This is a genomic window from Riemerella anatipestifer, assembly GCF_009670965.2.
Taxonomy (GTDB): Bacteria; Bacteroidota; Bacteroidia; order Flavobacteriales; family Weeksellaceae; genus Riemerella; species Riemerella anatipestifer_B.
The window spans coordinates 1,444,528-1,470,428 of the sequence record NZ_CP073239.1 but is presented as its reverse complement, the minus strand read 5'-3'; the positions used below and the strand labels follow the sequence as shown (position 1 = coordinate 1,470,428).

The following is a 25,901-nucleotide window of genomic DNA, read 5'->3' as shown; positions in this document are numbered from 1 at the left end:
TATTTACAGTATGCGTAGTTTTATTAAAAGTGTATTAGCCAATATCACGGCTATAACCATCGTTTTTTTTATTTTCTTTGGTTTCATTATTATTGCTATAATTGGCAGCGCTATTGGAGACAAAGATAATGTAAAAATTAAAAGTAATTCAATATTAACACTAGATTCTAAATTAAGAATCATCGAAAGCGAAACTGAAAAAGACCTAAATGTTTTTGATTTTAAAAACCAAGTACGAGATGTTGCTCTATACGATATTATCAGAGCTATAGAGAAAGCTAAAACGGACGACAATATTAAAGGTATTAGCATAGAAAATGATAACATCAACGCAGGTATCACTCAAATTGAAAGCATAAGAAACGCCATAGAAGATTTCAAAAAAAGTGGAAAATTCGTGTATTCTTACGGCAATTCAGTTTCTCAACCATCCTATTTTTTAGGTTCTGTTGCAGATAAGTTCTACCTCAACCCCGCAGGAGGAATAGAACTTAAGGGTATGGCATCAGAAGTGGTATTTTTAAAAGATTTTGCTGAGCAATACGGCATCGGCATCAATGTTATAAGACACGGCAAATATAAAGCCGCTGTAGAACCTTTTTTAAGAAATGACATTTCTCCTGAAAATAAAGAACAACTAAGCACCCTACTTTCCGATTTATGGGGTAGAGTTTCTAACAAAATTGCTTCATCTAGAAAAATTAACATAGAAAACTTCCAATCCATTACAGATGGTCTTTACGGAATGATACCTGATTTTAGTTTGAAATATGGTTTGGTAGATAAGCTAATGCAAAAAGGAGAATATGAACTATTATTAAAACAAAAAATAGGTATAGACACAGATAAGAAACTTAATAAAGTATCTATAAGAAAATACATTAAATCCATCAAAGACGAAAGCAAATCTAGTGAAAAAATTGCAGTTTTATATGCTTCAGGAAACATTATCAATGGTGATGAAGTTACCAATATTTCTGACGAAAAATACATAGAGTACATCAGAGATTTAAAAGATGATGATGACATCAAAGCAGTAGTTTTAAGAATCAACTCTCCTGGAGGAAGTGCCAATGCTTCTGACCAAATACTATTTGAACTACAACAGCTTAAACTTAAAAAACCTCTCGTTGTTTCCTTTGGAGATTATGCTGCCTCTGGAGGTTATTATATCGCAATGGCTGGAGACAAAATCTATTCAGAACCCAACACTATTACGGGGTCTATTGGTGTATTTGGTATGATACCTGACTTTAAAAATTTGGCTAACAAAAACGGAATTCGCTCTGATGTGGTTTCCACAAACGCCAACTCACAAATGATGTCTCCTATAAGCGGTATTACCGATGGCACCAAAAACATGCTTCAAAATAGTGTGGAACAAACTTACAAGAGATTCGTCTATTTCGTAACTAAAAACAGAAATAAAACTTTCGAGCAAGTGGACGAAATCGCAGGTGGTAGAGTTTGGTCTGGTAAAAAAGCAAAAGAGCTAGGGCTAGTAGATGAACTAGGAAGCCTAAATGATGCCATTAACTTTGCTGTTAAACAATCAAAGGTAAAAAATTATAACATAGTTTCTTATCCTTCAGAAATAAATCCTTTAGAAGAATTTTTTAAAGGTATGGATGAAGAGAGCATCTCCACTTATTTTATGAAACAAAAAATGGGAAGCGAGCAATACTATATTTATGAAACCATCAACAACTTCAAGAAAAATAATTCTAAAGTAATGATGCAGTCCCCAGTAAAAATAGCTTTCTAAAAAACTAATAGCATCAATATATAACAAAAACGAGCGAAATACATAAGTGTATCCGCTCGTTTTTCATTATTTCTAGAAACCGCTATCTTATTTTAGAGTCCATAATTATAGTTACTGGACCATCATTAGTTAAGCCCACTTTCATATCCGCCCCGAAAATGCCAGAACTAACAGTAACGCCATATTTAGCCATTTCTGATTTAAAATATTCAAACATAGGAACCGCCAAATCTGGTCTAGCTGCAGTAATAAAAGAAGGCCTATTCCCTTTTTTATAGTCCGCCATAAGTGTAAATTGGCTCACACAAAGCACCTCTCCACTAACCTCTTTTATAGATAAATTCATTTTCCCCTCATCATCACTAAAAATTCTAAGGTTAACTATCTTTTTTACAAGCCAATCCGCATCAGCCTCTTCATCAGTTTCTTCCACGCCTACTAATAATAAGTATCCTTTGTTTATTTTTGACACCTCCACTCCTTCTACCACTACAGAAGCAGAGGAAACTCTTTGTACAACTACTTTCATTTGTGTTAATTTCTTATAGTTAAAACATTAGATACAGTATCATAATAAGTGAAATAAGTCTTAGGCGGAACTTGCGAAACTTTAGTAGGTTGTCCAGATAAGGAAGCTAAAAGATACCATTCTGCTCCATCTTTAGGGCAAACTATTTTAATATCATCTTTAACTTCTAATGTAGTATCAGATGCTGGGCAAATATGTGGAGCATTTCTATCATACGCCTTAAATGTAGCAGTTCCTGTTCTTACCACAATCAATCCTCTAGTACCCGAGTTTTGCTCATTTACATAAATCCAACCGCCAACATTCATTAGCTTTTGATACAAAGGTAAATTCAGGTTAAGAGTAACATTAATCATTGTATTAGGAAAACAAGATACCGTTTCTTCTCTATTTTTACACGAATTAGTAAAAACTAAACTACTGATTACTAATATTTTTAAAACCAATAATCCCCAAAAAGTTCTTTTCATTTAAAATAAAATTTATATATTTGCACCAAATTATTAAACACAAAACATTGTCCGGCAAATGTCGGATTATTTTTTTATACTAACGCTAAATTAACGAAATTATGGCATATGTAACGAAAGAAGGCTTAGAGAAAATGAAAGCCGAACTAGAGCAACTAGAAAGCGTAGAAAGACCAAAAATAACTCAACAAATAGCCGAAGCTAGAGATAAAGGTGACCTTTCTGAAAATGCTGAATACGATGCTGCTAAGGAGGCTCAAGGACTTTTAGAAATGAAAATTTCTAAACTAAAAGATTTAATAGCTACTTCTAAAGTTATAGATGAAAGTCAACTAGACATTTCTAAAGTTTCTATATTGACTACTGTAAAGCTATTTAATAAAGTAACGAAAAAAGAGCAAGTATTCACACTGGTTCCAGATAACGAAAGCGATTTAAAGTCAGGGAAAATCTCTGTAAACACGCCTATCGCTAAAGGTTTGTTAGGTAAAAAAGTGGGTGAAACAGCCGAAATTACCTTACCTAATGGCAACCAACTGACGTTTGAAGTCTTAGATATTTCTCTATAATTTTAAAATTTAATAGTTATGGCTTCTATTTTCACCAAAATCATCAACGGAGAAATCCCTGCGTATAAAATAGCAGAGGACGAAAACCATTTAGCCTTTCTAGATGTAATGCCTTTAGCTGAAGGACACACTTTGGTAATTCCCAAAAAGGAAGTTGACCTTATTTTTGATTTAGATACGGAGGAGTTTAAAAATCTTTGGGCATTTGCACAACAAGTAGCTAAAAAAATTGAGAAAAACATTCCTTGTGAAAGAGTGAGCATAGCAGTTATCGGACTAGAAGTACCTCACGCTCACATTCACTTAGTACCTATCAACAAGATAGAAGACCTTAATTTTAAGAAAGAGAGAGTGAAATTTTCAGCAGAAGATTTCAAAGAAATACAGCAAAAAATTTTAAAATAAATTATCACTCATTCACCTACTCATTCAACACTAAAATATGAATAATAACCAGTGTTCTTTTTGCGGAAGACATCGTAAAGAAGTTCAAATGCTAGTTTCGGGACAAAACGGACTCATCTGCGAACATTGTATAGAACAGGCTCACGCATTTGTTAAAGACAATATCCAGAAAGAAGAATTTTCTCCCGTAAATACCCTCTCCGAACTAAAGAAACCTAGAGAAATTAAAAAAACTCTAGACGAATATGTCATCGGACAAGACCAAGCTAAAAAACAACTTTCCATCGCAGTCTATAACCATTATAAAAGACTCCTACACTCTTCAACAAAAAAAGACAATGATGTTGAGATAGAAAAATCCAACATCATCATGATAGGTGAAACAGGCACAGGAAAAACCCTTTTAGCAAAGACTATCGCTAGAGAACTCAATGTACCTTTTTGCATTGTAGATGCCACAATACTTACCGAAGCTGGTTATGTAGGCGAAGATGTAGAAAGTATTTTGTCTAGACTTCTTATGGTCGCAGATTACGATGTAGAAAAAGCCGAAAAAGGCATTGTATTCATAGATGAAATAGATAAAATAGCGAGAAAATCAGACAATCCAAGCATCACAAGAGATGTATCAGGAGAAGGTGTACAGCAGGGTTTATTAAAATTATTAGAGGGAAGCATCGTAAATGTACCGCCTCAAGGAGGAAGAAAACATCCTGATCAAAAATACATACAGGTAAACACTCAGAATATTCTATTTATTGCAGGAGGGGCTTTTGATGGTATAAAAGAAATTATAGAAAGGAGACTAAACAAGCAAGCCATAGGATTTAGTAAAGAAAAATTAGACTCCGAAAAAGATTTGGCACAGATATTGCCACAAGTAAACTCAACGGATTTGAGAAAGTTCGGATTAATTCCAGAACTTTTAGGTAGATTCCCTGTAATTACTTATTTAGACCAACTAACCAAAGAGACCATGGTAAGAATAATGAAAGAGCCAAAAAACTCTATTGTTAATCAATTCAAAGCTCTTTTCAAGATGGACGGTGTAGATTTAGAATTCACAGACGAAGCCCTAGAGAAAATTGTAGATGAAACTTTTGAAAAAGGATTAGGTGCAAGAGGGCTCAGAGGTACTACAGAAAAGGTTTTAGAAGACTACATGTTTAATGTAGATTCCATTGATAGTAAAATATTATTGCAGTAATCTATTGATTGTAATAATATTTTTATATCTTTGCTTGGTTATTTGTACAATATTATAATAAAAAACTCATATATGAAAAAAGGTGTATTCTCTGCAGGGTTGTTAGCTCTAGGATTAATGTCCATCAAAGCTCAATCCTTGACTTATGTAGCAGCAACGGCGAATTTATATGTAAAACCCGGAACATTAATGTACAATGGGGGTACTGTAGAGGTTAAAAATACAGGATTAATAGAAAATCAAGGTAATATACAAATAGATAAAGGAGGTCTTCTTACTGATGATAGTACGGGTAGTAGCTTTGTAATAAAGCAAAATACACCTACTGTTACTGGTGACCCTTATGGCAACTACGGACAGCTATGGATAAACAATGACAGCCAAAGTAATATAACAGGTGTTGTTAAGAAAGAATTCCAAACTACAGATAACGGGCATTATCAACAGTTAGCTCTTCCTTTTGAGAATAAAGTTTTTAACGATTTATCTTCAGGATTAGGAAAAACCTTTTCTACTTCAAGATGGAGTAAGAATGAAATTTTAGTATATAATAATACTTTAGTAAGATCTGAGCATGTTACGGATTTATCAAGTCAGAATAGTGGCATGAATGCAACCTCTGGAAATTATAGATCCGCTTATTATATGCTAGGTGCTGATGGTACTAGTTTTACTTCCGTAAGAACAGTAACAGGCACACCTTTCGCTTCTGCTACGAGTATGCACACTGTTTCATTACAAAATGCAGGTAATGGCATTAACTTCGGAGCAGGAGGGAATGGTTTAAATATTTATAGAGAAAAATATAATACCTATATGTATGATTCTTTCTATAGCTATCCTACTGCATGGGAAGGAACCTATGGTAGAAATATTTATCAATTTGGAAACCCTTTCTTAACCAATTTAGACTTAACAAAGATACCTACTGATTTACAAAGCAAAATTCAAGCTATTAGAGTTGAGGTTAAATCTGTGGCTTATAATAGTACTTCAGGTACAAGTTATTCTGGATATAAGTATATTTCTTTTACAGGAGGAGGAGTAATTGTAGGAGATATTGATTTAGCTATTGTAAGACCTATGGGAACTTTCGTTATCAAAATGAAAGACGGAGAAACAGGAAGTCTTGATTTGGCAACACTTAGAACTTTTGACAACAGAGCGTCTGTTCTTAACACTGAACAAGGAGAGGGGACTATGTCATCAGCTACAAATGCAGGTAATTTAAGGGTACAAAATAATGGCTTCAAAAGTTTAACAGCTAGTACTTCTAACTCTGTAAAACAGTTAGGTGTTATAGCTTTAGATAATGAAGGTAATGAGATAGGAAGAACTTATTATGCTGTTTACCCTAATGCTCGTACTGGAACAGGAGTTACTTCATCTACTCAAGTTACAGCAACTTCTTCTGATGTCATAGGAACATTTGAGGAAAGCCCTGCAGGTGGATATGACCAAGAAGCAGCAAATGCTTATTGGTTATATATTAATGAAGCTAACGAAACTGATTACAAAGGAAAAGATATTTTACTAGGACTCTATAGTGATAAAATAAAGAAAGTTAAATTTGAGATTAGAGAGAATACTGAGTTTCTTCCAAAAAACACAGAAACTCTTTCTAATGGAGAAAGTTTCTACATCAGTTCTGGTGAAGGCAATTTAGTTGCTTTGCAACAAGGAGCAGAATATCCTGTATCTCAGCAATACTATAATCTGTACTACGGAAAACCTGAAAATAAAACTTTGGCTACATCTAATATCCAGAAGCCTTCCGACTGTGTAGTGTTATATGATAATAGCATTAAAGCTCATAGATTAATATTTGATTCTAACTGGACACAGGCAAGTGTAAAAGTTTATGATATAAGTGGAAAGCTAATTATATCAGAGCCAACTGTAAAAACAGATTCTGACTTTATAATTAAATTACCTGAGCTACAAGCAACCTATGTAGTTACAGCAATATCCAAAGATGGACAAAAATTCTCTCAAAAAATAGTAAAGTAATAGATTATGTACAACAATATCAAACTAAGATTATTATTTCTAATCATAGCTTTTCTTAATACAGATTTAGTTTTTGGTGCTGGTGTTGCTGGCCCTGGTGCTCCACCAACAGGAGGAGCACCAGGCGGTGGAGGTGTCGCTGGTCCTGGTGCTCCACCACAAACTCCAATAGATTTATATTCCACAGAGCTTGTTTTATTAGCAATAGGATTTATATTGGTTACTTCTTATTACTTAAGAAAAAAACAATTAAAAAGTTTATAATATCTAGAAACTCATAGAAAATTCTATGAGTTTTTTTATTTTTGTTCTTATGAAAAAAACAATTTTATTAGGAACGTCATTTCTATTTGGAGTGACTTCTGCTCAATTTAAAATAAATATAGAAGCACCTGATACTTTCAGTAATCAAGAGGTTATTTTGTACACCCTCAACGGTTCAAAAGATTATATAGCAGGAAAGGCTAAAAAATCTAATGGTAAATGGAGTTATACTATTCCTAATAATTACATAGGTATGATGCGTGCCTATTTTCCTGAGAATGGCAAATCATTCAGTTTTATTTCTGAAAACAAAGATGTAAATGTAAAACTGGATACTGATAACAGTTCTATCAACAAAATCAATTTCTTAGATGAAGCCAATAGTACCATGCAGTATCTCATCAAAGAAAAACAAAAAAAAGAGAAAGTATTACCTGTATTGGTACAAATTAGAGATATTTACAATGATAACTCACCTTTTAATGAAGCTCTAAAGTTAGAAATAAAAAAGCTAGAACAAAGTGATCTTAAGGACTACTCTAATCACCCTTTTATAAGCTACTATTGGGATAATGTAAAATACACCAATCGAGAAATCCCTAAAACTACTGATGATTATATCAACTTCTTAGCTAATACGGGAGAGTTGTTAGAAACCTCCTCTTTACTAAAATCTACATTAATTAACTTTATTTCTTCCGTCCCTAGGAATCAAGTTATTTCTCAAACAGATGCTCTGTTGGATAAAGTAAATATAGAATCCCCTAGAGGGCAAACTATTTTATCTGAACTATTGAATCTATTTGATGCCTATGGTCTAGACGCTGAAAAGGATAAATATTACCAACAAGCCTCTAATTTAAAATGTTCTATAAACAAAAATTTAGAAGGCAGACTGGAGGCAATGAAAAGCACTATGGTTGGGAGTACCTTTAAGGATTACACCTTCTCAAAAAGTGTAATAAATACTAAATCAAAAAAACTAAGTGACATTAAATCAAATAAAAAACTCATCTTGTTTTGGTCTTCAGAGTGTCCTCACTGCGTTTCAGAATTGCCTTTAATTTTAGAAAATTATAACAAATTAAAAAGCAATAATATAGAAGTTATAGGTCTATCATTAGATACCAATGCAGAGTCTTATCAAGAGACTGTAAAAAACCTCCCATGGATTAACGATTCTGAACTAAAAGGTTGGAACTCTAGCTATACAGATACTTACAATATCAACGCTACACCATCTTATTTCCTATTAGATAGCAATAATAAAATATTGAGTAAACCGAACAGTTTTGGTGCATTTCTACATGAAAATAATTTAAAATAATTTTGTAGTTATTGTAATTATTTCTATATTTGCACCACTCTAATGGCGAGGTAGCTCAGATGGTTAGAGCGCAGGATTCATAACCCTGAGGTCACGGGTTCAATTCCCGTCTTCGCTACTAAAAACACTCCTTTTTCGAGGAGTGTTTTTTTTATTTTCTATTCAAAAATTACTCTATCTATTGAAAGCCTAATTTTTCTTATTTTTGTGCCGTGCATATTACTAAAGACAGTTTACAAGAATTAGAGTTTCCGCAACTATTAGCGGAAATTGTTCCATACGCCTATTCCTCAAAAATAGCTCAAAAAATTTCGGATTTAAAACCTCTTAAAAAAGAGGAAGCCTTAATTTCATTAAAAAAAACTTCTGAGTTTTTAAGTAGCTTTGAAAGTGAAAATGCTATTCCTTTCAATGAATACGAAGATGTAGAAACAGAACTAAAATTGATGCTTATTGAGAATTTCCGATTAGAAAATAGGGCTTTTATAAAGATTAAAAATATCACTTCCCAAATCGGAAAACTCCAAAAGTTCTTTCCACAGTATTCGGAGATTTTCCCTGAATTATTGAAAGGCATAGAAACTCTTGATTTCAAAAAAGAAATTATTGAGAAAATAGACCAGGTTTTTAACCGATTTGAAGAGGTTAAAAGTGATGCCTCCCCTACTTTAAAAGAACTCCGAGATGAAATACAAAAAGCTAAAAAAGCCATAGATGAAAATTTCAATAGGGCTTTAGGAGTCTATTCTCAAAGTGATTTTTTAGACGAAATCAGAGAAACAATTATAGAAGACCAAAGGGTATTAGCTGTAAAATCAGGTTTCAAAAAAAGGGTGCAAGGTAGAGTTTTAGGCGTTTCAAAGACAGGTTCCATCACCTATATTCAACCAGAAACTGTAGTAAAACATTATTTTAAACTAAAAGAAAGTTTAGAAGAAGAAAAAAAGGAAATAGACCGTATTTTAAGAAAGCTAACCACTGAAATAGCTGTATTTCAACCTGAAATAGCGTCTTATCAAAACTATATTTTTGACCTAGACCTTACGAGAGCTAAAGCTAAGTTTGCGGAAAAAGTAAATGCGACGCTTCCTAAAATTAATGAGCACCAAACACTAAGGCTAAAAGAGGCTTATCACCCTCTATTATGGTTACAAAACAAGGCTGAGAACAAAGAAATTTTCCCACAAACCCTTGCCCTTACTGAGCACAATAGAATCATTTGTATTTCTGGTCCAAATGCTGGTGGTAAATCAATTACATTAAAAACCGTAGGGCTGTTACAGCTTATGCTCCAATCAGGAATTTTAGTTCCTGTACACCCTAAATCTGAAATGTTTTTCTTTGATAAAGTAATGACGGATATTGGTGATAATCAATCTATTGAAAATCACCTTTCTACCTATTCATCTAGACTTAAGAAAATGTCGCACATTATCAGAAAAGCGGATAAAAACACATTGCTCCTTATAGATGAATTTGGAACTGGCTCCGACCCCGAACTTGGTGGTGCGTTGGCGGAAAGTTTTTTGGAGTTTTTCTACGAAAAAAAATCCTTTGCTATTATTACTACTCACTACACCAACATTAAGCTGGTAGTGGAGCAACTCCCTAACGCCCAAAATGCAGCAATGCTTTTTGATGAAAACAGTCTAGAGCCTCTTTATAAATTAGAGATAGGACAGGCAGGAAGTTCGTTTACTTTTGAAGTGGCAGAAAAAAATAAAATTCCACCTTTCATCATTCGCTCGGCGAAAAGAAAAGTAGAGAAAGATGTGGTTAATTTAGATAAAACCATCGTAAAACTTCAACAAGAAAAATTTGAGGTGGAAAAACTAAAAACAGATTTATCTCAGAAAAAAGAATCGGTAGAAGATAAACGGGACAATCTGCAAAAACTTAACGAGCAACTACAGCAGAAACTTTTTAACTTCCAAAAACTCTACGAAGAAGAACACCGAAAATTACAATTTGGGAACAAAGTAGAAAATTTTATTAAAGACTACATCAATGGGCGTTCTAGAAAGGAACTTGTCAAAGATTTTGTAAAAATATTAGAACAGGAGAAATACCGAAAGTTAGGCTCTGATAAAGATGAGTCTAAAAAATTACAAGTAATCAAACGCAAAATCACTCAACAGCTCAAAAGGAAAGATGTCAAAGAGAAAATAGAAGAAACCAACCAAAAATTGGAAGAAAAAAAACAGAAAGAAAGAGCTGTTTGGCTAAAAGTAGGACAACGAGTGAGAATTACAGGAAGTACCAGTGTAGGCACTATTGAGAGTATTTCTAAAAATAAAGTAACCGTAAATTATGGGTTATTTAAAACTCAAATCAATCCTGACGAACTAGAACGCGTATAAAATTCTATCTTTATTTCAACCAAATAATTGACTCGGTTGAACCTCAATCAAAAAATAAAAAACAATGACTCTAGTACAATATATACAGTCTCTATCACAACTACAACCCAAATCTATAGAAAACACACTAACTCTTCTTGCCGAAGGTGGTACTATTCCCTTTATTTCTCGCTACCGAAAAGATACAACAGGCAATTTAGACGAAGTTGCCATAGAACAAATTCAGAAACTTCAAAAACAATACGAGGAAATCGTCAAGAGAAAAGAAAGTATTTTAAAATCAATAGAAGAGCAGAATAGCCTTACGCCTGAACTTCAACAAAAAATTGAACAATCATTTAGCCTACAAGAATTAGAAGATTTATATTTACCTTACAAAAAACGAAGAAAAACTAAAGCGGATACTGCTAGAGAAAACGGATTAGAAGCTTTGGCTAAAATCATTATGGCTCAAAACGCTAATCACTTAGAACACAACGCACAAAAGTATATTTCTGATAAAATATCTACCACTCAAGAAGCCTTAGATGGTGCTTGTGATATCATCGCAGAATGGATTAACGAAAATCTATTCATAAGAAAACGCCTAAGACAAATGTTTCAGCGACAGGCTAAAATTACTAGTAAAATCACAAAAAAAGCCAAAGAAAATGAAGAGGAAGCTCAGAAATATCAACAATATTTTGATTGGAGCGAAACACTACTCAAAGCTCCTTCCCATAGGTTGTTAGCTCTATTAAGAGCAGAAAACGAAGGCTTCATCAAGCTTAAAATTGAAATAGATAATGATGAGGCAATTAACTTCATAGAAAAAAGTATCATTAAAAATAATAATGAAACAGCTCACTATATCAGCATCGCTATAAAAGATGCTTATAAGCGTCTTTTAGAACCTTCTATTGCTAACGAAATTTTACAAGACGCTAAAAGCAAAGCAGATGATAAGGCCATTAGTATATTTTCGGAAAACCTTAAGCAACTGCTACTTGCTGCTCCACTCGGTGAAAAAAGAATTTTAGCCATAGACCCTGGCTATCGTACAGGTTGTAAAGTGGTGTGTTTAGATGAAAAGGGAGATTTGCTTTACAACGAAACTATTTACCCTCACGCTCCTCAAAATGAAATAGGAGTCGCTATGAAAAAAATCCGTAGTATGGTTAATGCCTACCAAGTAGAAGCCATCGCTATAGGAAACGGAACTGCGAGTAGAGAAACAGAAGCATTCATCAAAAAAATAGCCTTTGATAAAGATTTACAGGTGTTTGTAGTATCAGAAGCAGGTGCTTCAGTCTATTCAGCAAGTAAAATCGCTAGAGATGAATTTCCTAACTATGACGTTACTGTTCGTGGGGCTGTATCCATCGGAAGACGACTTTCTGACCCATTAGCAGAACTCGTAAAAATAGATCCAAAAAGTATCGGAGTTGGGCAGTATCAGCACGATGTAGATAGTACCAAACTTAAAGAAGAGCTAGACAGCACGGTAATCCACTGTGTAAATGCCGTAGGTGTTAATCTAAATACCGCCAGCCAATCTCTATTAAGCTATGTGTCTGGCATTGGAGAAAAAATGGCTGAGAATATCGTAAAATATCGCTCAGAAAACGGTGCTTTTAGAACAAGAGCCGAACTGAAAAAAGTTCCTCGCTTGGGAGAAAAAGCATTCCAACAAGCGGCAGCTTTTGTACGCATTAAAGACTCGGAAAACCCGTTAGACAATTCAGCTGTACATCCAGAATCTTACGCTACCGTAGAAAAAATGGCTAAAGATTTAGGACTAAAAACCAAAGAACTCATTGCCAACAAAGAACAAATCCAAAAAATAATCCCCGAGAAATACACCACTCCAGAAGTAGGAATTTTAGGAATTAAAGACATTTTGAAAGAATTAGAGAAACCAGGGGTAGACCCTCGCCAACAAGCTAAAGTATTTGAGTTTAATCCTAACATTAAAACAATTACAGATATAAAAGTAGGTATGTCTCTACCTGGAATTGTAAATAATATTACGGCATTTGGCTGCTTTGTAGACATTGGTATTAAAGAAAGTGGGCTTATACATATCTCACAGCTCACCGATGGTTTTGTATCTGATGTTAATGAAGTAGTAAAACTTCATCAAACTGTAGAGGTACAAGTTTTAGAAATAGACGAAGCACGAAAAAGGATTGGGCTAAAACTTATTAAGTAGATAATGTTTACAAAAATTTCCTTATCAAATAAAAATAACTATTTTTGCATATCAATACTTAAAGACAATGAAAGAATATACATTTAGAGAAGTCATCGCACAAGCTATGAGCGAGGAGATGCGTAAAGATGAATCTATCTACCTTATAGGAGAAGAAGTAGCTGAATACAATGGAGCTTATAAAGCATCTAAAGGAATGCTAGATGAGTTTGGTCCTAAAAGGGTAATAGATGCACCTATTGCAGAAGGTGGTTTTGCGGGGATTTCTGTGGGTGCAGCGATGAATGGTAACCGCCCTATTGTAGAATTTATGACTTTCAATTTCTCTTTAGTAGCTATAGACCAAATCATCAGTAACGCTGCTAAAATGTATCAAATGAGCGGTGGACAGTGGAATATACCAATCGTATTTAGAGGTCCTACAGGTTCTGCGGGACAGCTAGGAGCTACACACTCACAAGCATTTGAAAGCTGGTATGCTAACTGCCCTGGTCTAAAGGTAGTGGTACCTTCTAACCCTTATGATGCTAAAGGATTACTTAAAACTGCTATACAAGATAACGACCCTGTAATTTTTATGGAGTCTGAACAAATGTATGGTGATAAAATGGAGATTCCAGAGGAAGAATACTATATCCCAATAGGGAAAGCTGACATCAAAAAAGAAGGTAAAGATGTTACTTTAGTTTCTTTCGGTAAAATCATGAAATTGGCTTTACAAGCAGCTGAAGAACTAGAAAAAGAAGGTATTTCTGTAGAAGTGATAGACTTAAGAACTGTTCGTCCTTTAGATTATGACACTGTTTTAGCATCTGTTAAAAAGACCAATCGCTTGGTAGTATTAGAAGAGGCTTGGCCATTTGGTTCAGTAGCTTCAGAAATCACTTATATGGTTCAGCAAAAAGCGTTTGACTACCTAGATGCTCCTATCAAGAGAATTACAACTCCTGATGCTCCTGCACCATATTCGGCAGCGTTATTCGCGGAGTGGTTCCCTAAATTAGAAAAAGTAAAAGAGGAAATTAAAAAGGCTCTTTACATTAAGAACTAATATATAATTTAGGTACAAAAAAGAGAGGTAGTTTTAAAAATCACCTCTCTTTTTTTATTATTAAAAAGTAAAACTTAAGCCTTTCTTACAAACTCTGACTTTAAGCCCATAGCTCCAAATCCGTCTATTTTACAGCTGATATTATGGTCGCTATCATAATTTAGTCTGATATTCTTTACTTTAGTCCCTGCCTTTACTGGTTTTGGTGCTCCTTTTACTGGTAAGTCTTTTATTACTACTACAGTATCACCATCTTGTAACTCATTACCATTAGAATCTAATATTTTCTCTCCATCAGAAGCAGAAACCTCCGCTGGATTCCACTCGTGAAAACATTGTGAACACACCATCAAATCATCTTGTGGATAAGTAAACTCTGAACCACATTTAGGACATAAAACTACTTCACTCATAACTCTTTATTTATTTTACTGCAAAGATAATCATTTTTATCTGTTAGAAAATTTAATTCTATTTACAAAAAACAAAGAGAGACTCAATTAAAAGTCTCTCTTATTAAATATTTATTCTCAGCAAGTTTTATATCGGCTTAAATGAAAATCCTTTTTCTTCCAAAAGTTGTTTTTCTTGCTCCTTGTAGTAACCTTTTACCAACTTATCGTGTATCGCTTCAAACGCTGCAATAGTTTCATTAATTTCAGCATCTGTATGAGAAGCCGTAGGGATAAGCCTTAGTAAAATCATTCCTTTAGGAATCACAGGATAAACTACTACGGAAGTAAAGATGCCATAGTTTTCTCTTAAATCTTTTACCAATAAGGTAGCTTCCACAGGGCTTCCCTCTATAAATACAGGTGTTACGCAAGTATTGGTATCTCCTAGATTGAAGCCTCTTTCTTTAAGACCGTTTTGTAATTTGTTTACATTTTCCCAAAGTTTAGCTTTAATTTCTGGACGACTTCTAAGTAGCTCTAATCTCTTCAAACCACCTATAACCATAGGCATAGTAAGGGATTTCGCAAAAATTTGAGAACGCATATTATACTTTAAATAGCGGATAATCTCCTTATCTCCTGCTACAAACGCTCCAAAACCTGCCATAGATTTAGCAAAAGTAGAAAAATAAACATCTATCTCATCTTGGCACCCTTGCTCCTCTCCTGCTCCTGCTCCTGTTTTACCTAATGTACCGAAACCGTGAGCATCGTCCACCAACATTCTAAATTTGTATTTCTTTTTAAGAGCGGCTATTTCTTTCAGTTTACCCTGTTGCCCTCTCATACCGAAAACACCTTCCGTAATTAACAAAATACCGCCCCCTGTTTCTTCTGCTACTTTTGTGGCTCTTTGTAGATTTTTCTCTACACTTTCTATATCATTATGACGATAAGTAAATCTCTTACCCATATGAAGACGAACCCCATCTATAATACAAGCGTGAGAGTCCACATCGTAAACAATAACATCATTTTTTGATACCAAAGCATCTATAATGGATACCATACCTTGATAGCCAAAGTTTAGCAAATAAGAAGCTTCTTTACCTACAAACTCTGCTAACTCTCGCTCCAACTGCTGATGATAAGGCGTTTCACCAGACATAGCTCTAGCTCCCATAGGATAAAACATACCATACTCTTCCGCTGCTTTAGCATCAGCTTCTTTTACTTCTGGGTGATTACAAAGCCCTAAATAGTCGTTTGCACTCCAGAAAATAACTTCTTTACCCTGAAATTTCATTCTAGGACCTATGGGACCTTCTAATTTAGGGAACACAAAATAACCTTCTCCGTAATCAGCAAACTGACCAAGTGGACCAGGGTTTTGTTTTATTCTATCAAAAATATCCATTGATTTATTTTTATAAAAATTTTAAGGTACAAATTTAGCTAAAAAATAAAAAACCTCCATAGTATATAGAAGGTTTTTATTCGTATTTTAACACTTAAATATTCCATTATCCTATAGTCTAAAAAACATCAGCTAGATTTTTTAAAAATTTAATTTCCACAGAACCAATTTCTCATAAAAGATAGAGTATAAAAGCTATACAAATAAATTCAAGGATATCCCACCAAATAGCCGTTTATCCCCAAAGTGCTATAAGTAAATATCTTCTAATTCTTTTATCAATTCATAATTATACTTAAATTTCCGTTTCTTTTCAGAATTAAGTAATTGATATTTATACTTATCAACCAAATAGTCTTCAATTTCTAATCGACCGAAGTTAACTTCCATAAACGATACATATAAGTCATTATCAAAATAGTTATCTAATAAAGCTTCTACATTATCATCAAATTTCCCGCCTAATATAGTACCACTAAATCTTTTTTCACCTAGTTGTTTTCTAAATGTATGATTAAAAGTCCTAGTAATATCACTCATCCTCTTAATCAGATTTCCTGTCTCTCCAATGTAAATTAAATCATCCTTTTCAAATAAAGCATAAATTCCAGCAGAATCCATTAAATAATTTTTTCGCCAAGCAATGTCTCTTTCAAATTTAATTTTAGGTAAAGAAAAAAGTGTTTGCTCAGCATCAATTAAAATTCTATAAAGTTCTACTTCAGACAAATTAAACTTCATATTTACACTCCTAAATATATTCCGCTTTAATTATTTTATTAAGGCATTCTTCAATAGCTAAAAATACCTTTCATTTGCCTTCCAACACGCATAGATGTAAAAACTGCTTTTTATATTAAAACTTCCGTTCTATAACATAATCTAGCATCAAATTGAGCGAAGTTTTGGCTTCAGAATCTGGAAATTCCTCTAGTATATCTTTTGCCTTTTGCTGAAAGTCTTTCATAACACCTATGGCATAATCTAACCCGCCCGACTGTTTCACAAAGTCAATCAGTTCTTTAACCCTCTTTGGATTATGATTGTAGCGTTTTATAGTATCAAAATAGTATTTACGGTCTTTTTCGTTGGCATTTTTCAAAGTATAGATAAGTGGGAGCGTCATTTTCTGTTCCTTTATATCTATCCCCACAGGTTTTCCTATGATATTTTTAGATAAATAATCAAACAAGTCATCTTTTATCTGAAACGCCATTCCAGTATAAGTCCCGAAATCTCGCATCTTTTTAGCCATAGTTTCATTTACACCATTGGACAAAACTCCTATCTCGCAACAAGCCGCTATCAGAGTGGCAGTTTTTTGTCTGATGATTTCATAATAAACTTCCTCTGTAATATCTAGTTTTCTGGCTTTTTCTAACTGAAGTAACTCTCCTTCGGACATTTCTCTAATAGTAGTGGATATTACGGATAGCAAATCAAAATCTTTATTATCAGTAGATAACAACACCGATTTGGACAAAAGGTAATCTCCCACCAAAACAGCTATTTTATTCTTCCACAAAGCATTGATTGAAAAGAAGTTTCGCCTTTTGAAACTTTCGTCCACCACATCATCGTGTACTAGTGTTGCGGTATGGATAAGCTCTATCATAGAAGCACCTCGGTAAGTTTTCTCATTAACATCGCCCACGAGCTTGGCACACAGAAACACAAACATCGGACGCATCTGCTTACCTTTAGTAGTTACAATAAAGCGAGTTACCTTATCCAACAAAGGTACTTTACTCTGCATAGATTCATAAAACTTCTGTTCAAAAAGTTTCATTTCCGCACCAATCGGTCGCTTTATTTCCTCTACAATATTTGCCACAGATTACTTAAATATTATTAAATTATGCTACAAATATAAGCTATTTCAGCTTATTGTAAGGCACAAAATACAACGGTTGTTTTACATCTTTTATTTTGGTTTTAAAACGCTCTCCAGAAATGTAAAGACCTTCCTCCGTAGCAGTAATCCCTTCTATTTGACCTAATTTGAAACTCATACCCAAATAATATTTCTGTGGTTTTGCTTCAAAAAATCTGTTTGGAGCTGTTTCTTGAAATACCGTAAGATAAACCTCCGCCTTTTTAGTATAACCTATAATGTAGAGTTTGCCATCTTTGTAAGTAGCATCTGTAGCCAAATAGCCCAATGGATACTCCTCTAAAAGAACCGCAGGTTGTCTTTCTTCCGTATCGGTTTTTATTTCATAATGCCTTGTATTATAGCTAGCCCACTCTTTAGAAAAGATTTGGATATTGCCTTGATGGTAAATCATAGATTCAGCATCAAAGTTATTTTTCCTATTGAGAGGAACGAATTCTTCTTGGTTAGGATAATAGAACCTCATTTTTTTCTCGTACTTGAGAGATGACTCCCCATCGTGAAACGGAATTTTGTAAACCATTAGATTACTTCTAGTCCCCATATTGTTCCCAAAATCGCCAATGTAAAGGTTTTTGCCATCGGTACTAATAGCTTCCCAATCAAAATTGGTGGCATTAGTGGCTATTTTTTTTACATCACCGCTCTCTCTGTCAATTTCGTAAATATCTGCCGAGTTCCCACTATCATTAAAGGACAATAATTTCCCGCCTATTTCTATAAGCCCCGAAGTTTCGTTAAGTTGTTTGTCTAGAGTAGCTACTTTGTATTTTTTAAGTTTTAGAAATTTAAGGTCTTGTGCATTGGCATTATAAAACCCCAAAAATACTAGAATAATAAGAATAACTTGTTTTTTGAACATCGGTAAATAATTTAACTTTGTGGCACAAAATTAAGAAAAAAGCTTCCTAATGAAAATAGACAAAATAAATATTCGAGTTTATGGCATCTGTCTGAATGACGAATCTGAAATTTTAGCTTTAGAGGAGAAATATGCTGGAGAAGACCTCACCAAACTCCCTGGCGGTGGACTAGAATACGGAGAAGGACTGCTAGATTGTCTCCGAAGAGAATTTTGGGAAGAGCTAAATTTAACAGTAGAATCAGCCCAACATTTCTACACACAGGAAGATTTTTTAGTTTCTAAATTCAGAGATAACGAACAATTACTTACAGTCTATTATTTGGTAGAAATAGAAGATTTAACATCGCTAAAAATAAAAGAGCCTAGTATAGAAAATATCAAATGGGTAGCTCTAAAAGACCAATGCCCTTTTAAGCTACCCATTGATAAAAGAGTTTTTGAAAAACTAAAAGTTATTTATTCTTAAACGTTTTACTCTTTCATTGCTTTGTTCAATTTTTTCAGTATTGATAACCCTAACAATGTTGCTAGTAAAAGCAATACAAAATTTACCAAAAAGAAGTTGGCTTTGTTATCATAGCTATACCACATACTAGATAGTACTCCTGAAAGTTTGTTACCTATGGCTGTGGATAAGAAAAATCCGCCCATCATCAGAGCTGTAATTCTAGGAGGTGATAGCTTGGATACTAAAGATAACCCCATAGGAGATAAACATAATTCACCAACCGTAATTACACCATACGCTGCTACGAGCCACATAGCAGAAACTTTTACTAAACCATTATCTCCTGCATATACTGCACCTACCATAACTAAACAACTAAGAGCAGAGATGAATAATCCTAAAACTATTTTAGCTGGAGTTGTAGGCTCTTTTCCTTTCTTTCTAAGCATTACAAAAAAGCCGACTACTACTGGCGTAAGCAAAATTACCCAAAATGGATTGATGGACTGAAATAACTCTGTATTATAAAGGTAAACCTTATCATTAGGGTTAGCCTCTAATTTTTGCTTTTGTACCTCATCTATATTTCTAAAATAGATATCCTTCCCTTGTTCTTTAATAGGGTTACCTTCTGCATCTTTTACTGCCTGATATTGCTCGTCATACACAGGTACTTCTTGAGTTTTGTAGTCTTTAGTATCTACTAAATAGATGTCAGCTAAAGGTTTTTCTACAACAGAAGGCACACTTCTATCAGTATAATATTTTGCCCATCTCGTAAGTGCAGTTCCGTTTTGCTTAAACACAGCCCAAAACATTAGACTTACCGCAAATATCGCTAAAAGCGCACCAATAGGAGCTTTATCCTCCTTATTAGCTTTCACATAAAGAGAAACATAGAAGATAATTACAGGAATACACGCAAAAATAAACGCATCGGTACTATCTGCTCCAAAGATATTCCCTGGAATAAACCAACCTAACACTCCCACTAAAATCGCAGGTAAAAATACTTTTGTGAGTATGGCACTAATCTTAGTATCACCTTCCTGAACAGGTTTAAGAATATTAGCATTTAAAATATGCTTTCTACCCAGACTAAAGATAATAAGTCCCAAAAACATTCCTACTCCTGCGGTAATAAAGGCCTCTCCCCAACCAAATTTATTCCTCATAAACGCCGCAATAATATTACAGACAAAAGCACCAATGTTTATTCCCATATAGAAAATATTGTATCCCGCATCTTTATTAGCTTTATAAGGTTCTTCCGAATACAAATTCCCAAGTAGTGTAGAAATACTAGGTTTAAAAAAACCATTCCCAACAATAATAAGCCCCAATGAGGTATAAAACATGGGCATATCTTTAAAAACTCCTAAGCCTATATAACCTAACCCCATAAGCAATCCTCCTATATAAACCGCCTTAATATAACCTAGCAATCTATCCGCTAAAAAACCTCCAAGAAATGGCGTGAGATAGGTAAGAGCGATAAAAGTTCCAAATATATCATCAGCATTTTTATCATCAAAAGCGAGGCCTCCTGTCTCCGTAGGGTCAATCATATAAAGCACGAAAATACCCAAAATAAGATAATAACCAAACCTTTCCCACATTTCGGTAAAGAATAAAAAAGGTAGCCCTTTAGGATGTTTTGTTTTCATAAAATTATCGTTTTGTTTAATGGGTAACAAATATAGTTATTTTCTATAATAAAGTTCAACCTAATAGAAACGATAAAATAAATGCGATGTAGAAGAATCTACACCGCACATTATTTACTTTAATTAAGTTCTAATTTTACTCTCCTAACGGAATGTTATAAGAGAATCCTGCTCCTATACTTCCTGTATCGAAAGCTTGATTACCAATCTTACCGTTATCTCCTGTAAATACCTTAGTATATTGGATAAAGAAATTCCAATCTCTATTATGGTAACCAATTTCTGGTCTTAAGTAGAAACCACCATCAGGCATTGCTGTTGTATAGTTAGAAGCTACTTTATCATTACCTACGATAAATCCATAACCTAAATCAGCACCTCCATAAAAACCAGTTTTTTGTGGATACACTCTAAATAGTGCTGCAACAGGAACTACACCAAAATCATTATTTTTGATATCTCCGTTGTCTTTAGCAAAAAAGTGGTTGTACCCTGTAGCTAAACCTAATCCAAACCCTGGAGTTACCAAATGCTGATAAGAAAGGTTACCACCCAAGTTAGCAGAAGTGTTATCTCCTGTAGCTACACCTGCGTTAATACCCACTTTAATCATGTTCTTCATACTTTTAGTCTGAGCACCTGCCACTCCCGCTGCTAAAATACCAGCTAAAAGAAGTGTTTGTTTAATCATTTTCATTGTAAAAAATTTATTTTTGATTTCATGGGTCTGTATGTCAAAAGCGTGCCAAACTTTTTTCACTAAATATACCTAAAATTAACATTTCAATAATAAAATGAATATAAAATATATTATTTATCATTTTTAATAGTCTTTTTTTGAAAAAACAAAATCAAACAAGTGTTTAACCGCCCAAAATAATTAATTTTATTTTTTTCAACTATTCGTTTAAATGCTTCAAAATAATAGGTTGCTTTTTTATTGAGTTTTTGTTCTTTATATTTGTACGATATTTTCAGTACTGTGGAAGACAAGTTTTTATTAGACCTCATCGAAAAAGCAAAGAATAAGGACCAAAAATCCCAGACCAAACTTATCAATAAGTTTTGGGTAAGCGTTTTTTCTTTTGTGATGAAAAAGGTAAAAAATGAGACAGAAGCTGACGAAATCACAGTAAATGTATTCTCTAAAGTACTATCAAAAATAGACCTTTACGATCCTAATTTCCAATTTAAAACTTGGGTACTTACCATAGCCCAAAATACCATAATAGACTATTGGAGAAAAAAAAGTAGGGATAGTGAAACATCAATAGAATACATGGAGGAATTTAGAAACACTTTAGTAAAATCTCCTGAAGAGTTACTAATTTCCGAAGAAGAAGATAAAGAAATCATCAAAGTTATAGAATCTTTAGAGACTAATTATCAGGAAATTATCAATCTAAGATTTTTTGAAGAAAAAAGTATTAAAGAAATTTCGGATATATTGAATATTTCGGTTTCTAATACTAAAGTAAGAATAATGAGAGCTAAAAAAGTATTAAAAGAACTACTCAAAAACAACATCAATGGAAAATAATATACAAGAAAACAATACCGTAACACAAAAACCAAAATGGATAAGAGTAAAGCTTCCCACAGGTAAAAACTACCGCGAGTTAAGAACCCTTGTGGACAAATACAAACTCAATACTATCTGCCAAAGTGGTTCTTGTCCTAATATGGGCGAATGTTGGGGAGAAGGCACTGCCACTTTTATGATTTTAGGTAATATTTGCACTAGAAGCTGTGGTTTTTGTGGGGTAAAAACAGGAAAACCACTAGATGTTAATTGGGACGAACCAGAAAAAGTAGCTCGTTCTATCAAACTAATGAAAATAAAACATGCCGTGCTTACTTCCGTTGATAGAGATGATTTGAAAGACATGGGCTCTATTCTATGGGCTGAGACGGTAAATGCCGTTCGTAGGATTTCGCCAACCACTACAATGGAAACTCTTATTCCCGACTTTCAAGGAATTACAAAGCATATCGACCGTATAGTAGAAGTGGCTCCAGAAGTGGTTTCACACAATATGGAAACGGTAAAAAGACTTACCAGAGAAGTAAGGATACAGGCAAAATATGAAAGAAGCCTAGAAGTTTTAAGATATCTGAAAGAAGCAGGACAACGCCGTACCAAAACAGGAATAATGCTAGGTTTAGGGGAAGAGAAAGATGAAGTTTTCCAAACTATTGAGGATATTAGAAATGCAAATGTAGATGTTATCACACTTGGACAGTATTTACAACCCACAAAAAAACATTTGCCTGTAAAAAGGTTTATCACTCCAGAAGAGTTTGAAGAGTATGGTGCGTTTGCAAAGAGCCTAGGATTTCGCCATGTTGAGAGTTCTCCACTTGTAAGAAGTTCTTACCATGCAGAAAAGCATATCCATTAAGATTAAAAAAGGCTTACATTTTAATAATGTAAGCCTTTTTACTTTATTGTATTTTCATTCTTTAATTATAAAGAAGCAGAGTGTACTAATAAGTCTGTTAATTTATTAGAATAACCTGTTTCGTTATCGTACCAAGATACTAATTTAACAAAGTTAGGAGAAAGCATAATACCTGCATCTTTATCAAAGATAGAAGTTCTCTTATCTCCAACAAAATCTTGAGATACTACTAAGTCTTCTGTATAACCAAGGATACCTTTAAGTTCTCCTTCTGAAGCCGCTTTAATAGCTGCACAAATTTCATCATAAGAAGCACCTTTCTCTAATCTCACTGTTAAATCCACTACAGAAACATCAGCCGTTGGTACACGGAAAGACATACCTGTAAGTTTACCATTAAGCGAAGGAATTACCTTACCTACCGCTTTAGCTGCACCTGTAGAAGACGGGATAATGTTAAGAAGTGCTGAACGACCACCTCTCCAATCTTTCATAGAAGGACCGTCTACCGTTCTTTGTGTTGCAGTAGTAGCGTGTACTGTAGTCATTAACCCTTCTACGATACCAAAGTTATCGTGAACTACCTTTGCTAAAGGTGCAAGACAGTTAGTAGTACAAGAAGCGTTAGAGAATATTTTTTGGTCAGCAGTTAAATCTTTATGGTTAACTCCCATTACAAACATTGGAGTATCATCTTTAGAAGGAGCTGAAAGAACTACTTTTTTAGCACCTGCATTGATGTGAGCCTGAGCAGTTTCTTTAGTTAAGAACAATCCTGTAGATTCTACGATATAGTCAGCACCTACTTCATTCCATTTTAGATTGTTTGGGTCTTTTTCTGCAGTTACTCTGATTCTTTTACCATTTACCACTAAATCATTCCCCTCTACAGAAACTTCTCCATCAAATTTTCCGTGAACAGAGTCGTATTTCAACATATACGCCATATATTCCGCATTGATAAGGTCATTGATACCCACCACTTCGATGTTATCTCTTTCCATCATTGCGTTGAACACTAAACTTCCGATTCTTCCGAAACCGTTAATTCCTACTTTGATTGTTGACATTGTTTTCTATTTTTTAAAATTAAATTTTCGTATTTACTTCTTTCTAAGTTTATTGGGTATAAAGGTACATTTTTTTTACCGTATCCCAAAAATTACATCGCCAAAATTTCTGATATCTTCAGTAAATCTTGATTGATTTCGTTGTGCTTTTTAATAGCATCTTCTATTGGAGTAAAAACTAGCTGATTGGCTCTGATACCTGCCATCACATTAGTAAGACCTTTTCTAAGCCCTTCTACCGCACCATACCCCAATCTACTCGCCAGCACTCTATCAGCACAGCTAGGCATTCCGCCTCTTTGGATATGCCCTAGAATAGCCACTCTAATGTCATAATCAGGGAATTCTTTTTGAGTTTTCTCGGCTAACTCATAGGTAGAAGCCAACTGCTCACCCTCTGCCACCACAACAATAGACGATGTTTTGCCTCGTTTTTGAGCATTATGGAAATTCTCAAACATTTCCTCTAGGCTATCCTTTCTCTCTGGTATCAAAATGTCTATAGCTCCCGAAGCAATACCGCTATTAAGTGCTATAAAACCTGCATCTCTCCCCATTACTTCCACAAAAAACACTCTGTTATGAGAGGTTGCTGTATCTCTTATTTTGTCTATAGCTTCCACAGCCGTGTTAAGAGCCGTGTCATAGCCTATTGTAAAATCTGTACCGAAGATATCATTATCAATAGTTCCAGGTACACCCACAACCTTGATACCATGCTCTTCGTTGAAAACTTTTGCTCCTGTAAAAGTACCATCTCCACCAATACAAACCAAAGCTCCAATTTCATGCTTTTGGCATTGTTCAAAAGCCTTTAGTCTACCCTCTACTGTTCTAAACTCTTTAGACCTTGCTGATTTTAGAATTGTACCACCTTGGTTAATAATATTCTTAACAGACCTAGGTCCCATTTTAATCATGTTCCCTTCTATAAGCCCATTGTACCCTTCTCTAATCCCCATACATTCTATACCATAATAATGAGCCGTTCTTACCACTGCCCTTATCGCCGCATTCATACCTGGAGAATCCCCTCCAGAAGTAAGAACTCCTATCCTTTTCAACTTTGATTCTGACATAATTAAATACTTTTTAGCCTAGCAAATATAAGAAATTTTAACTACATTATTTTAAGATTTATATCATATTATTACTCCTACATCTATTCATTATAGCTGATTTATACCCTAACTAAATAAAAGTTTTTTTTACCTTTGCAAAATGTTTTCAGGGAAGCCTTTTTTTAGAAAAGTTACAAGTGTAAGCCTTGCATGGGTTTACACATTGGCTTTACTGATGGCTAGTGTATTCCACTCGCACCAAGAAACTTTTAATAGTAATTACAGTTCTTCCCAAAAACAGAATCACAAGATAATCAGTTTAAAGGGAGATGATTGTTCTATCTGTCATTTTTTCATTTCAGGACATTCTCTACTTCCCGAAAAGGTAAATTTTGAGGTTTTAGTATCAGTAGCTACTGCACTTATAATAGGCTACAAGACACTGGATATCCTTCAGAATCAAATTGTTTATTTCTTACTTAGAGGACCGCCTTCTATTTAACAAAATAATATCGTTTTTTCTAGGTGTTCTAC

The 25,901-nt window shown here is 34.2% G+C and carries 25 protein-coding genes and 1 tRNA gene; 15 read left to right on the top strand and 11 right to left on the bottom strand.

From position 1 onward, the window contains the following. The first annotated feature begins 10 nt into the window (after positions 1-10). On the top strand, positions 11-1,765 hold the full coding sequence (gene sppA / locus D1J36_RS06695) for a signal peptide peptidase SppA (protein WP_154138080.1): 1,755 nt from the start codon (positions 11-13) through the stop codon (positions 1,763-1,765). Between the two features lie 82 nt (positions 1,766-1,847). Here the strand turns inward: sppA and dtd are convergent, their stop codons facing one another. Together dtd and D1J36_RS06685 are read right to left on the bottom strand one after the other, a co-directional pair. Continuing rightward, the gene (gene dtd / locus D1J36_RS06690) at positions 1,848-2,294 is read right to left on the bottom strand and encodes a D-aminoacyl-tRNA deacylase (protein WP_154138079.1); all 447 of its coding nucleotides are present in this window, start codon (positions 2,292-2,294) and stop codon (positions 1,848-1,850) included. 5 nt (positions 2,295-2,299) lie between these two features. Further along, the gene (locus D1J36_RS06685; RefSeq protein ID WP_154138078.1) at positions 2,300-2,764 is read right to left on the bottom strand and encodes a hypothetical protein; all 465 of its coding nucleotides are present in this window, start codon (positions 2,762-2,764) and stop codon (positions 2,300-2,302) included. A gap of 101 nt (positions 2,765-2,865) precedes the next feature. On the opposite strand from D1J36_RS06685, the gene greA reads away from it, so the two are divergent. The 10 genes from greA to D1J36_RS06635 all read left to right on the top strand — a co-directional run bounded on the left by greA (position 2,866) and on the right by D1J36_RS06635 (position 14,148). After that, on the top strand, positions 2,866-3,333 hold the full coding sequence (gene greA, locus D1J36_RS06680; RefSeq protein ID WP_064971058.1) for a transcription elongation factor GreA: 468 nt from the start codon (positions 2,866-2,868) through the stop codon (positions 3,331-3,333). A gap of 18 nt (positions 3,334-3,351) precedes the next feature. Next, positions 3,352-3,738 carry an HIT family protein gene (locus D1J36_RS06675; protein WP_004916969.1) on the top strand — a complete coding sequence of 129 codons (387 nt, stop codon included), beginning with the start codon at positions 3,352-3,354 and terminating at the stop codon, positions 3,736-3,738. 37 nt (positions 3,739-3,775) lie between these two features. Continuing rightward, positions 3,776-4,945, top strand: coding sequence for an ATP-dependent Clp protease ATP-binding subunit ClpX (gene clpX, locus D1J36_RS06670; RefSeq protein ID WP_154138077.1), 1,170 nt, complete (start codon positions 3,776-3,778; stop codon positions 4,943-4,945). 72 nt (positions 4,946-5,017) lie between these two features. Then, the gene (locus D1J36_RS06665) at positions 5,018-6,955 is read left to right on the top strand and encodes a T9SS type A sorting domain-containing protein (protein WP_154138076.1); all 1,938 of its coding nucleotides are present in this window, start codon (positions 5,018-5,020) and stop codon (positions 6,953-6,955) included. A gap of 6 nt (positions 6,956-6,961) precedes the next feature. After that, positions 6,962-7,219 (top strand): hypothetical protein, encoded by a 258-nt coding sequence (locus D1J36_RS06660; protein WP_154138075.1) that lies wholly within the window; start codon positions 6,962-6,964, stop codon positions 7,217-7,219. Positions 7,220-7,268: 49 nt separating this feature from the next. Next, positions 7,269-8,546, top strand: coding sequence for a TlpA family protein disulfide reductase (locus tag D1J36_RS06655; RefSeq protein WP_252339358.1), 1,278 nt, complete (start codon positions 7,269-7,271; stop codon positions 8,544-8,546). Positions 8,547-8,590: 44 nt separating this feature from the next. After that, a tRNA-Met gene (locus tag D1J36_RS06650) sits at positions 8,591-8,664 on the top strand. A 94-nt stretch (positions 8,665-8,758) separates the two neighbouring features. Then, positions 8,759-10,906, top strand: a complete 2,148-nt coding sequence (locus tag D1J36_RS06645; RefSeq protein WP_252339357.1) for an endonuclease MutS2 — start codon at positions 8,759-8,761, stop codon at positions 10,904-10,906. 64 nt (positions 10,907-10,970) lie between these two features. After that, positions 10,971-13,097, top strand: a complete 2,127-nt coding sequence (locus tag D1J36_RS06640; RefSeq protein ID WP_154138073.1) for a Tex family protein — start codon at positions 10,971-10,973, stop codon at positions 13,095-13,097. Positions 13,098-13,164: 67 nt separating this feature from the next. Further along, a complete protein-coding gene (locus D1J36_RS06635) occupies positions 13,165-14,148 on the top strand; it encodes a pyruvate dehydrogenase complex E1 component subunit beta (RefSeq protein WP_013446847.1) in 984 nt (327 codons plus the stop codon). 74 nt (positions 14,149-14,222) lie between these two features. Here D1J36_RS06635 and D1J36_RS06630 read toward each other — a convergent pair whose 3' ends face one another. The 5 genes from D1J36_RS06630 to D1J36_RS06610 form a co-directional block, all read right to left on the bottom strand. Further along, entirely contained in the window at positions 14,223-14,561 is a 339-nt protein-coding gene (locus D1J36_RS06630) for a zinc ribbon domain-containing protein YjdM (RefSeq protein WP_064971209.1), read from the bottom strand. A 127-nt stretch (positions 14,562-14,688) separates the two neighbouring features. Next, on the bottom strand, positions 14,689-15,960 hold the full coding sequence (locus D1J36_RS06625; protein WP_154138072.1) for an aminotransferase class I/II-fold pyridoxal phosphate-dependent enzyme: 1,272 nt from the start codon (positions 15,958-15,960) through the stop codon (positions 14,689-14,691). Positions 15,961-16,209: 249 nt separating this feature from the next. After that, positions 16,210-16,689: a hypothetical protein gene (locus tag D1J36_RS06620; protein WP_154138071.1), complete on the bottom strand. Its 480-nt coding sequence runs from the start codon at positions 16,687-16,689 to the stop codon at positions 16,210-16,212. Between the two features lie 127 nt (positions 16,690-16,816). Further along, the gene (locus D1J36_RS06615; RefSeq protein WP_252339356.1) at positions 16,817-17,794 is read right to left on the bottom strand and encodes a polyprenyl synthetase family protein; all 978 of its coding nucleotides are present in this window, start codon (positions 17,792-17,794) and stop codon (positions 16,817-16,819) included. A 40-nt stretch (positions 17,795-17,834) separates the two neighbouring features. Next, entirely contained in the window at positions 17,835-18,716 is an 882-nt protein-coding gene (locus D1J36_RS06610) for a hypothetical protein (RefSeq protein WP_154138070.1), read from the bottom strand. Positions 18,717-18,765: 49 nt separating this feature from the next. On the opposite strand from D1J36_RS06610, the gene D1J36_RS06605 reads away from it, so the two are divergent. Then, positions 18,766-19,185 (top strand): NUDIX hydrolase, encoded by a 420-nt coding sequence (locus tag D1J36_RS06605; RefSeq protein ID WP_154138069.1) that lies wholly within the window; start codon positions 18,766-18,768, stop codon positions 19,183-19,185. A gap of 5 nt (positions 19,186-19,190) precedes the next feature. Here D1J36_RS06605 and D1J36_RS06600 read toward each other — a convergent pair whose 3' ends face one another. Next, a complete protein-coding gene (locus D1J36_RS06600) occupies positions 19,191-20,834 on the bottom strand; it encodes a peptide MFS transporter (protein WP_154138068.1) in 1,644 nt (547 codons plus the stop codon). Positions 20,835-20,970: 136 nt separating this feature from the next. Continuing rightward, on the bottom strand, positions 20,971-21,531 hold the full coding sequence (locus D1J36_RS06595) for a hypothetical protein (protein ID WP_064971252.1): 561 nt from the start codon (positions 21,529-21,531) through the stop codon (positions 20,971-20,973). A gap of 285 nt (positions 21,532-21,816) precedes the next feature. Here D1J36_RS06595 and D1J36_RS06590 point away from each other — a divergent pair, with 285 nt between their 5' ends. Continuing rightward, on the top strand, positions 21,817-22,374 hold the full coding sequence (locus D1J36_RS06590) for an RNA polymerase sigma factor (protein ID WP_252339355.1): 558 nt from the start codon (positions 21,817-21,819) through the stop codon (positions 22,372-22,374). Further along, entirely contained in the window at positions 22,364-23,236 is an 873-nt protein-coding gene (gene lipA, locus D1J36_RS06585) for a lipoyl synthase (RefSeq protein WP_154138066.1), read from the top strand. The genes D1J36_RS06590 and lipA overlap by 11 nt, the downstream gene beginning before the upstream one ends. Positions 23,237-23,301: 65 nt before the next feature. Here lipA and gap read toward each other — a convergent pair whose 3' ends face one another. Then, positions 23,302-24,306: a type I glyceraldehyde-3-phosphate dehydrogenase gene (gene gap / locus D1J36_RS06580; RefSeq protein ID WP_154138065.1), complete on the bottom strand. Its 1,005-nt coding sequence runs from the start codon at positions 24,304-24,306 to the stop codon at positions 23,302-23,304. Between the two features lie 92 nt (positions 24,307-24,398). Then, the gene (gene pfkA / locus D1J36_RS06575; protein WP_154138064.1) at positions 24,399-25,385 is read right to left on the bottom strand and encodes a 6-phosphofructokinase; all 987 of its coding nucleotides are present in this window, start codon (positions 25,383-25,385) and stop codon (positions 24,399-24,401) included. 142 nt (positions 25,386-25,527) lie between these two features. Between pfkA and D1J36_RS06570 the strand changes: the two genes are divergently transcribed. Further along, positions 25,528-25,869: a hypothetical protein gene (locus D1J36_RS06570; protein WP_154138063.1), complete on the top strand. Its 342-nt coding sequence runs from the start codon at positions 25,528-25,530 to the stop codon at positions 25,867-25,869. Positions 25,870-25,901: the final 32 nt, after the last annotated feature.

Excerpts from the sequence above, each read along its gene's own strand:
- clpX (WP_154138077.1), top strand. The coding sequence starts at position 3,776 with ATGAATAATAACCAGTGTTCTTTTTGCGGAAGACATCGTAAAGAAGTT.
- D1J36_RS06570 (WP_154138063.1), top strand. The coding sequence starts at position 25,528 with ATGTTTTCAGGGAAGCCTTTTTTTAGAAAAGTTACAAGTGTAAGCCTT.
- D1J36_RS06685 (WP_154138078.1), bottom strand. The coding sequence starts at position 2,764 with ATGAAAAGAACTTTTTGGGGATTATTGGTTTTAAAAATATTAGTAATC.
- D1J36_RS06635 (WP_013446847.1), top strand. The coding sequence starts at position 13,165 with ATGAAAGAATATACATTTAGAGAAGTCATCGCACAAGCTATGAGCGAG.
- D1J36_RS06655 (WP_252339358.1), top strand. The coding sequence starts at position 7,269 with ATGAAAAAAACAATTTTATTAGGAACGTCATTTCTATTTGGAGTGACT.
- lipA (WP_154138066.1), top strand. The coding sequence starts at position 22,364 with ATGGAAAATAATATACAAGAAAACAATACCGTAACACAAAAACCAAAA.
- D1J36_RS06610 (WP_154138070.1), bottom strand. The coding sequence starts at position 18,716 with ATGTTCAAAAAACAAGTTATTCTTATTATTCTAGTATTTTTGGGGTTT.
- gap (WP_154138065.1), bottom strand. The coding sequence starts at position 24,306 with ATGTCAACAATCAAAGTAGGAATTAACGGTTTCGGAAGAATCGGAAGT.
- D1J36_RS06600 (WP_154138068.1), bottom strand. The coding sequence starts at position 20,834 with ATGAAAACAAAACATCCTAAAGGGCTACCTTTTTTATTCTTTACCGAA.
- D1J36_RS06605 (WP_154138069.1), top strand. The coding sequence starts at position 18,766 with ATGAAAATAGACAAAATAAATATTCGAGTTTATGGCATCTGTCTGAAT.
- pfkA (WP_154138064.1), bottom strand. The coding sequence starts at position 25,385 with ATGTCAGAATCAAAGTTGAAAAGGATAGGAGTTCTTACTTCTGGAGGG.
- greA (WP_064971058.1), top strand. The coding sequence starts at position 2,866 with ATGGCATATGTAACGAAAGAAGGCTTAGAGAAAATGAAAGCCGAACTA.
- D1J36_RS06675 (WP_004916969.1), top strand. The coding sequence starts at position 3,352 with ATGGCTTCTATTTTCACCAAAATCATCAACGGAGAAATCCCTGCGTAT.
- D1J36_RS06625 (WP_154138072.1), bottom strand. The coding sequence starts at position 15,960 with ATGGATATTTTTGATAGAATAAAACAAAACCCTGGTCCACTTGGTCAG.
- D1J36_RS06595 (WP_064971252.1), bottom strand. The coding sequence starts at position 21,531 with ATGAAAATGATTAAACAAACACTTCTTTTAGCTGGTATTTTAGCAGCG.
- sppA (WP_154138080.1), top strand. The coding sequence starts at position 11 with ATGCGTAGTTTTATTAAAAGTGTATTAGCCAATATCACGGCTATAACC.
- D1J36_RS06665 (WP_154138076.1), top strand. The coding sequence starts at position 5,018 with ATGAAAAAAGGTGTATTCTCTGCAGGGTTGTTAGCTCTAGGATTAATG.
- D1J36_RS06630 (WP_064971209.1), bottom strand. The coding sequence starts at position 14,561 with ATGAGTGAAGTAGTTTTATGTCCTAAATGTGGTTCAGAGTTTACTTAT.
- D1J36_RS06640 (WP_154138073.1), top strand. The coding sequence starts at position 10,971 with ATGACTCTAGTACAATATATACAGTCTCTATCACAACTACAACCCAAA.
- dtd (WP_154138079.1), bottom strand. The coding sequence starts at position 2,294 with ATGAAAGTAGTTGTACAAAGAGTTTCCTCTGCTTCTGTAGTGGTAGAA.
- D1J36_RS06660 (WP_154138075.1), top strand. The coding sequence starts at position 6,962 with ATGTACAACAATATCAAACTAAGATTATTATTTCTAATCATAGCTTTT.